This window comes from Streptomyces iranensis (assembly GCF_017874715.1).
In the GTDB taxonomy this organism is placed as follows: Bacteria; Actinomycetota; Actinomycetes; order Streptomycetales; family Streptomycetaceae; genus Streptomyces; species Streptomyces iranensis.
Genome location: NZ_JAGGLR010000079.1, coordinates 1 through 1,109 on the forward strand (window position 1 = coordinate 1; position 1,109 = coordinate 1,109).

Annotated in this window: 2 rRNA genes; both read left to right on the plus strand. The window is 58.1% G+C overall.

Features of this window, described 5'->3' with window-relative positions:
* A 16S ribosomal RNA gene (locus J2Z30_RS49225) occupies positions 1 to 82 on the plus strand; the annotation flags it as partial.
* Between the two features lie 283 nt (positions 83 to 365).
* A 23S ribosomal RNA gene (locus tag J2Z30_RS49230) occupies positions 366 to 1,109 on the plus strand; the annotation flags it as partial.

Here is a 1,109-nt window from a genome sequence, read left to right on the forward strand (position 1 = left end):
GCCGTCGAAGGTGGGACTGGCGATTGGGACGAAGTCGTAACAAGGTAGCCGTACCGGAAGGTGCGGCTGGATCACCTCCTTTCTAAGGAGCACATAGCCGACTGCAGGCAAGTGTCCTGCACGGTTGCTCATGGGTGGAACGTTGACTACTCGGCATTGTTTCGGATGCTTCCTCTGTTAGTACTGCTTCGGCGTGGAACACAGAGCAAGCAGACGGGTGATGCCGGGCACGCTGTTGGGTGTCTGAAGGTACGGGCAGGAATGCTTGTTTCTTCGGGCCGGTCCCGGTGTACCACGCTGTAAGGGTGTGGGTGACGGGGTACGGGTCGTTGTTTGAGAACTGCACAGTGGACGCGAGCATCTGTGGCCAAGTTTTTAAGGGCGCACGGTGGATGCCTTGGCACCAGGAACCGATGAAGGACGTGGGAGGCCGCGATAGGCCCCGGGGAGCTGTCAACCGAGCTTTGATCCGGGGGTGTCCGAATGGGGAAACCCGGCAGTCGTCATGGGCTGTCACCCATACCTGAACACATAGGGTATGTGGAGGGAACGCGGGGAAGTGAAACATCTCAGTACCCGCAGGAAGAGAAAACAACCGTGATTCCGGGAGTAGTGGCGAGCGAAACTGGATGAGGCTAAACCGTATGTGTGTGATACCCGGCAGGGGTTGCGCGTGCGGTGTTGTGGGTTCGTACTTCAGTCGTCTGCCGGCGGCTGGGTGAGTCAGAAATTGTTGATGTAGGCGAAGGGCATGCGAAAGGCCCGGCGTAGAGGGTAAGACCCCCGTAGCTGAAATGTCAGCAACTTGCTTGTGCGATACCCAAGTAGCACGGGGCCCGAGAAATCCCGTGTGAATCTGGCGGGACCACCCGCTAAGCCTAAATATTCCCTGGTGACCGATAGCGGATAGTACCGTGAGGGAATGGTGAAAAGTACCGCGGGAGCGGAGTGAAATAGTACCTGAAACCGTGTGCCTACAAGCCGTGGGAGCGTCGCGCAGGGACTTGTCCCTGCGTCGTGACTGCGTGCCTTTTGAAGAATGAGCCTGCGAGTTTGCGGTGTGTTGCGAGGTTAACCCGTGTGGGGAAGCCGTAGCGAAAGCGAGTCCG